General features: G+C 62.5%; 4 protein-coding genes and 1 pseudogene. 3 read left to right on the top strand and 2 right to left on the bottom strand.

Annotated elements, in window-relative coordinates; all coding sequences use genetic code 11:
- Positions 1 to 340, top strand: a pseudogene (locus HMPREF2874_RS04715) (peptide ABC transporter ATPase); the annotation flags it as partial.
- Between the two features lie 437 nt (positions 341 to 777).
- Here the strand turns inward: HMPREF2874_RS04715 and HMPREF2874_RS04720 are convergent.
- Entirely contained in the window at positions 778 to 2,046 is a 1,269-nt protein-coding gene (locus HMPREF2874_RS04720; protein WP_070649121.1) for a DUF349 domain-containing protein, read from the bottom strand.
- 494 nt (positions 2,047 to 2,540) lie between these two features.
- Between HMPREF2874_RS04720 and hisS the strand changes: the two genes are divergently transcribed.
- Positions 2,541 to 3,902, top strand: a complete 1,362-nt coding sequence (gene hisS, locus HMPREF2874_RS04725) for a histidine--tRNA ligase (RefSeq protein WP_070649122.1) — start codon at positions 2,541 to 2,543, stop codon at positions 3,900 to 3,902.
- Positions 3,903 to 4,167: 265 nt separating this feature from the next.
- Here the strand turns inward: hisS and HMPREF2874_RS04730 are convergent, their stop codons facing one another.
- A complete protein-coding gene (locus tag HMPREF2874_RS04730; protein WP_246823777.1) occupies positions 4,168 to 5,085 on the bottom strand; it encodes a DUF559 domain-containing protein in 918 nt (305 codons plus the stop codon).
- A 410-nt stretch (positions 5,086 to 5,495) separates the two neighbouring features.
- On the opposite strand from HMPREF2874_RS04730, the gene aspS reads away from it, so the two are divergent.
- A complete protein-coding gene (aspS, locus tag HMPREF2874_RS04735) occupies positions 5,496 to 7,268 on the top strand; it encodes an aspartate--tRNA ligase (protein ID WP_070649124.1) in 1,773 nt (590 codons plus the stop codon).
- Positions 7,269 to 7,495 lie beyond the last annotated feature (227 nt).

Here is a 7,495-nt window from a genome sequence, read left to right on the forward strand (position 1 = left end):
GCGTTCGGGTAATTTCCATGCCTACGCAACGGTGTCATACTCTGGTCGTTTCCGGGTGAACGGCGGCGATTGGCAGGCGTTGGATGTCGTGTTGACGAAGGACACCGTTGACCCGCTACTGATTCGTGTGTGGTGGGTTGATGTGGGACGCGTCGGCGGCACCTGCGATGAAGACGACACTCGTTGGGGCTGCAAGAACGACCCGACGATGGGCAAGAAGGATAACCCGAACCCGCGCCTACGCAAGGCTGACATCCGTACCGGCCAGCGCTGGCATCTAAACGATAGCGGTGACGGGGACACAGAGTATTCGTTGCATCGTTCCTGGCCTGATATGTAAGCGGTTTTCCCACCGCGTATGGCAACGCAAGAGCATCAGCGAGACCCGCTTGGCCTGGGGCATTCCGCGGAGACTGGTTTCCAGTAACGGGTTAGTGACTTTAGGCATGGATAAAACCCCAGCTTAAAGTCACTAACCTATCGCTGAATTTCCTACCCATGAACCGATTTTCGCGTGCCTTGCCTAAGTGATTCACCGGCCCTTTCTCAATTGTCGGGGGGGCTGTGGCTTGGTGGGTCTTCCGGTTTCTAGCTAGCGTTCACCGCCCCTTCAAACACGAAGAAGCCACATGTGTTTCGAGAAGCCACGATAGTGGTGGCTTTTCGAAGCACATGTGGCTTCTCGGCGTTATTCAGATAGTAGGCCTATTCAGACAGTAGCCCGGAGCACTAGCATCCAACAGCCAGCGCCCCGGGCATCTACCCATCGGCTAAACCCTAGTTGCCGAAGCCCTGCAGGGTTGCGGCCCAGGCGCGGCGCGCCTCCAGAGCTTCCTTAGCCTTGGCAATCTTCTTGGAATCGCCGCTCTTCTCGGCCGCGGCCAGCTCTGCCTCCAGCTCGGCGAGGGAGTCCTCAATCTGAGCGAGCAGGGAGTTCGCGCGGGCAGCCTTCGCCGGGTCGTTGCGCTTCCACTTGGCCTCTTCGGCGCCGTTGATCTCGTCCTGAATACGGCGCAGCTCGCCGTCCACGCGGCGCAGGTCGTTGCGGGGCACGCGGCCAGCCGCATCCCAGCGATCCAGAATCTTCTCGAAGGCGGCCTTCGCTGCCTCAATATCCTCAACGGGCAGGAGCGCGCGGGCCTCCTCCAGCAGTGCCTCCTTGACCTTCAGGTTCTCGGCGTAGACGGCATCCTGCGCGGCCTCAGCCTCGTGGCGGGCGTTGAAGAACACGTCCTGAGCGGCACGGAAACGAGCCCACAGCTTGTCGTCCTCACGGCGGTGACCGCGCGGAACCTGCTTCCAGGCGCGCATCAGCTCACCGTACGCGCGGGAGGTCTCAGACCAATCGGTCGAGGTGGACAGCTCCTCGGCGCGAGCAATCAGCTCTTCCTTCGCGCGCTTGATGCGTGCGTTGCGGTCGTCCAGCTGGGAGAAGTGTGCGCGGCGGTTGCGGTCGAAGGTGGTGCGGGCGGCGCGGAAACGCTTCCACAGCTCGTCCTCCACGCTCTTTGCCAGGTGAATCTCGCGCTGAGCCTTCTTCCACGCCTCGAACAGCTCGTTCATGCGGGCATGCGAGTTCTTCCAGTGAATCTGGTCGGGGTCCTGGCCGGCAATCTGCTCGGCCTCGGCCACGATCTCTTCACGCACGGCCAGGGCACGTTCGCGGTTCTCGGTGCGGGCCTGCTGCTGCTTCTCGCCGAGCTCAGCAATCTGCTCGGCGAGGGAGATGAGGCGCTTCTGCAGGCCGGAGTAGTCGCCGACCATGTTGCGCACGCCAATCTGCGAGCCGATGGAGGCGATGCCCTTCTGCAGATCCGCGGCGGGGGCGTTATTGGCCAGGCGCGACTCGAGCAGGGCGACCTGCGCCTCAACGTTTTCAAACTTACGGGCGAAGTAGCTGAGCGCTTCATCTTCGGATGCGCCGGGCAGCTGACCTACGGCGTACTCTTCGCCATCGACAATGACGAAGACGTGGCCGTCCTCGGAGACGCGACCGAACTGGCGGGCCTTCTCGAGGTTTACAGTGTCGTCGGATTTGGTAGTCACCGCTATAACTCTTTCACTCGGGGGTGCCGGATGCGGGGAGCGCCTTCGCGCCGCCTCGCCGAGGCGTGGGCCGCGGCCATCCGCGGGGCACCCGTTGGGTTGTGCGTGTGCACCTCCTAAGCATAGCCGGTACGGGCCTCGCGTGAGTAGTGTCCGGTCGTGTTGTGTTCGTGGCGAACTGCCGTCGCGCATGTGGGCTCCGGCTATTCCGTTGAGCCGCTACCTGCGTTGCCTCCGTTGCCGCGCATGCGAACCGCCGCCGCTACGCGTGCCCGCGGGTGCTTCGGCTCGAATCGACCAACTGGCCCCTGCGGAGGGCCGCCGCCGACACCACCCACGCCGGGCGCGTGGGCGTTCCCGCCAACCCGCGCCCCGCATCCGGCGAATACGGGAACCCCCGCCGTGCGTGCGGGTGTTGGTATGATGATAGATATGCCCGGCACCGTAGAGCGCCGGGGTTTTGTTGTCGAGTTCTTTATCAAGGAGTAGAGCGCATGGCTCGCAAGGCGTCGCTGTCTGGTTTCCCCGAGTATCTTCCGGCTGAACGACTGGTTGAGAACCACGTTCTCGACACCCTGCGTGAGACTTTTGAGCTGCACGGTTTTTCCCCGATTGAGACTCGTTCGGTAGAGACCATCGAGCAGCTGCTGCGCAAGGGCGAAATCGACAAGGAAGTGTACGCCATCTCGCGCCTGCAGGAGGACGACTCCGCGAAGGCCAAGGAGAAGCTGGCCCTGCACTTTGACCTAACCGTGCCGTTCGCCCGCTACGTGGTGGAGAACGCCGGCTACCTGAACTTCCCGTTCTCGCGTTACCAGATTCAGAAGGTCTGGCGTGGCGAGCGCCCGCAGGAGGGCCGCGCCCGCGAGTTCACCCAGGCAGATATTGACGTGGTCGGCGACGGCGAGCTGCCGTTCCGCTACGACGTGACCCTCGCGCTGGTCGTTGTCGATGCGCTGTCGAAGCTGCCGATTCCCGACTTCAAGCTGCGCGTGAATAACCGCAAGCTGGCCGAGGGCTTCTACCTGGGCCTGGGCCTGACCGACACCGCGGCCGTGCTGCGCTCCATCGACAAGCTGGAGAAGATTGGTCCCGAGCGCGTGGCCGAGGAGCTTCAGTCCGAGGCCGGTGCGAGCGCGGAGGCTGCCGCGGCCGCCCTGGAGCTGGCCCAGATTCGAACCGAGGATGCATCCTTCGTAGAGCAGGTGCGTGAGCTGGCCGCCAAGTATTCGGTGGAGCACGAGCTGCTGGACCAGGGCCTGGCCGAGCTGGCTGAGGTGATCGAGGAGGCGTCCCGCCGTGCGCCGGGTAAGGTGCTGGCTGACCTGTCGATTGCTCGCGGCCTGGACTACTACACCGGCACCGTGTACGAGACCGTGCTGGTCGGCCACGAATCGCTGGGTTCGATTTGCTCGGGTGGCCGCTACGAGTCGCTGGCCTCGAACGGTAAGAAGACCTACCCGGGCGTTGGCCTGTCCATTGGCGTGACCCGCGTGGTGGCTCGCATCCTGTCGCAGGGTTTTGCACAGGCGAGCCGCAAGGTGCCTTCGGCCGTGTTCGTGGCCCTGACGAATGATGAGGGCTGGTCCGCCGCGAATGATGTTGCGGATGCACTGCGCGCCCGCGGCATCGCCTGCGAGGTGTCGGCGAACGCCGCGAAGTTCGGCAAGCAGATTAAGTACGCTGAGAAGCGCGGTATTCCGTTCGTGTGGTTCATCTCTTCAGATGAGTCGGGTGCCCCGGTTCACGAGGTGAAGGATATCCGTTCGGGCGAGCAGGTGCCCGCCGATCCGAACTCCTGGATGCCGCCGGCTGAGGACCTGCACGTTCAGATTGTGCGTGCCGAGGGCCTGTAAGTACCTGTCATACCCGTAAATCTGGCTGCTGTAGTATTTGGCTACTGCAAGCCTGCATATGGATGTGTACCCGCCTGGTGGGGAGGATGTTGACCTCCCTGCCGGGCGGGTTTTGCGTGGTCTAGTGGCGGGGGCTGAGTAGTCCGGTGGGTGGTTTAGTAACCCGGTGGATGGGTTAGTCGCGTTTGGGGTGGGTCTTAACCACCTCAAACGCGACTAAACCACCCACAAACCGACACAGCGACCCATTGAGAGGCAACTGGGTTCACCGCAGAAGCAACCTCCGCAGGTGGGCCACGACTTCCCGTTCTTTCTGGAAGATATCGGCCCAGGTCAGGTGTATAACCGTCCATCCGGCGCGGGTGAGCGCCCGGTCGCGGGCCGCCTCCTGCCGGTCTCGACCCGGGTAATCGACGTACTTCTGTTCACCGTCAAACTCGAGAATGACCCGTAGCTCGGGCCAAGCGAAATCCGTTCGGTAGCGCCGGCCCTCGCACACAATCGGGTACTGGGTCACGGGGGAGGGCAGCTCGTGCTCCATGAGTAGGCATCGGGTGAGGCTTTCGCCGGCCGACTCGCTGGATGCATCCATCGCCCGAACAACGAGCGGCCCATTCGAACGACCGTGCCCCGTAAGGTGTGTGAGGGCGTCGGTCACAGCCTCGGGCGTTAGGAGCCCCCGCCGCATCACGGAGTCGGTCAGCACCACGGCGTTCCGAAAAGGTATGGTCCGCACGCAATCCTGCAGCGTGCGAGTCACTGTTGTCACGGGAATGGCTGTGCCCGGAATTACGGTCACCTCGTCGGAGTCAAGAGTATATCTGTACCGACGGATTCGCCCTCGGTCCGAGGAACTTTTAGCGTTGCTGCACACGTTGAGTCTGGCCGGAACGGCCATCAGGTCGAGCTCCCAGAGCGCCGCGGCTGATTCGTGCGAGAAGATTCCTCGAAGGCCGGCCTTGTGGGCGGCGATGCATCGTACTCGAAGCCGATCATCGTCTCGAAGGCCGGTAGCATCGGAGGCGTAGATGTAGGCTCCTCGCTGGATACGTTGGATGGCCCCGGAGGCTATCAGTCTGTTGACGTCCCTCGCGCCGATTCCCCGCAGCTTAAGGATGCGCGTGGTCAGCACAAGGGAGTACAGTTCGACGGTTCGTGGGGTGGGGGCGGTCAGGGAGTTCATACCCATCAGGCTGTCATGTTGTGGCCGTTGCACGTGGCGAAAATCAAAATCTGTGGATAACTCGGCTGAAGACGAAGAAGGTTGCCCGTCCACAGGGGAGGGGTTCGTCCCGTCGGGTGGATTCTGGGTGATCTAGTATCGGGGTCTGAGTAGTCCGGTGGGTAGTTTAGTCACTTGAAACATGGTTTAGTCGCATCTGCGGTGGGTCTTAACCACCCCAAACGCGACTAAACCACCCACAAACCGAAACCGCCCCTCGCAGCCCCTACCAACCTCCTTCCACGAGAGAGTCCATGCCCCGGCAAGACGGGCTACAATGGATGAGGCGCACGCAGTGTGCGCATATCATCAACCGCGAGTACCCGGCTACTGTCTATAGTCGTGAGGTGCCCGCTATGAAAGGAATGTCTGTGCTTCGCACTCACACCAACGGCGAGCTGACCGCCGCAAACATTGGAGAGACCGTCACCCTGACCGGTTGGGTGGCTCGTCGCCGCGACCACGGTGGCGTCGCCTTCGTTGACCTGCGTGACCGCGAGGGCGTCACCCAGTGCGTTTTCCACAACGAGGCTGACTTCGAGCACCTGCGCAACGAGTACGTTCTGCGCGTGACCGGTAAGGTTTCCAAGCGCCCGGAGGGTAACGAGAACCCGAACCTGGCCACCGGTGAGATTGAGGTTGAGGTGTCCACCGTTGAGGTACTGAACACCGCGGCCCCGCTGCCTTTCCAGATTGACGAGCACGTTGAGGTGGGTGAGGAGGCGCGCCTGCGCTACCGCTACCTGGACCTTCGCCGCCCGGAGCCGGCCCGCATCATGCGCCTGCGTTCGGAAGCGAACCGTGCGGCACGCAACCTGCTGGCCGAGGACGGCTACATTGAGGTTGAGACCCCGACCCTGACCCGTTCCACCCCTGAGGGTGCACGCGACTTCCTGGTTCCGGCTCGTCTGGCTCCGGGTTCGTGGTACGCTCTGCCGCAGTCCCCGCAGCTGTTCAAGCAGCTGCTGCAGGTGGGCGGTATTGAGAAGTACTACCAGATTGCCCGCTGCTACCGTGACGAGGACTTCCGTGCTGACCGTCAGCCCGAGTTCACTCAGCTGGACATTGAGGCTTCGTTCGTTGACCAGGAAGACATCATTGACCTGGGCGAGCGCATCGTTGAGGCCGTGTGGAACCTGATTGACGTGAAGGTTCCCCGCCCGATTCAGCGCATGACCTACAAGGATGCGATGGAGAAGTACGGTTCGGACAAGCCCGACCTGCGCTTCGGTCTGGAGCTGACCGAGCTGACCGAGTACTTCAAGGACACCACTTTCCGCGTGTTCAAGGCTCCCTACGTGGGCGCTGTTGTGATGCCCGGTGGTGCTTCCCAGCCTCGCCGCACCCTGGACGCTTGGCAGGAGTGGGCTAAGCAGCGCGGCGCTAAGGGTCTGGCTTACGTTCTTATTCAGGAGGATGGCGAGCTGACCGGCCCCGTGGCTAAGAACATTACCGACGCTGAGCGTGCTGGTCTGGCTGAGGCTACCGGCGCAAAGCCCGGCGACTGCATCTTCTTCGCCGCTGGTGAGGCTAAGGCTTCCCGCGCCCTGCTGGGTGCCGCCCGCGTTGAGATTGGCCACCGCACCGGCCTGATTAAGGACGACGAGTGGTCCTTCGTGTGGGTTGTTGACGCCCCCATGTTCGAGTCTGCTGCTGAGGCTACCGAGTCCGGTGACGTGGCTCTGGGCCACTCCGCATGGACCGCCGTGCACCACGCGTTCACCTCCCCGAAGCCCGAGTTCCTGGACACCTTCGACACCGACCCGGGTTCGGCTCTGGCCTACGCTTACGACATTGTCTGCAACGGTAACGAGATTGGCGGCGGTTCGATCCGTATTCACCGCCGCGACGTGCAGGAACGCGTGTTTGGCGTGATGGGCATTGGTGAGGAAGAGGCTCAGGAGAAGTTCGGCTTCCTGCTGGATGCGTTCAAGTACGGCGCACCGCCCATGGGTGGTATTGCGTTCGGTTGGGACCGTGTCGTGTCCCTGCTGGCCGGCGTTGATTCGATCCGCGAAGTTATTGCGTTCCCGAAGACCGGTAACGGCTACGACCCGCTGACCGCCGCACCCGCTCCGATTACCCCGGAGCAGCGTAAGGAAGCCGGCGTGGACTTCAAGCCGAAGAAGAAGGACGAGGAGTAATCTTCTCCAGTCTTTGGTCTTGCACCCCGTGCGGGGTGCTGGGCTGTGCGGCGATTACCCGGCGGGGCGTTGAGTCTTGAGCTTTGAGCTCCGAGCTGTGAGGCTCGGGTCTTGCCGGGGTCGCCGTTGAGGGTGGGCTGTGTATTCTGCTGTGCAGGGTCGCAGCCCACCTTTTGTATCAACTGGCGTGCGTGCCGATTTGTGAACTATCCAAGGGGGGGGGGGGA

It is taken from the genome of Rothia sp. HMSC068F09, assembly GCF_001812775.1.
In the GTDB taxonomy this organism is placed as follows: Bacteria; Actinomycetota; Actinomycetes; order Actinomycetales; family Micrococcaceae; genus Rothia; species Rothia mucilaginosa_A.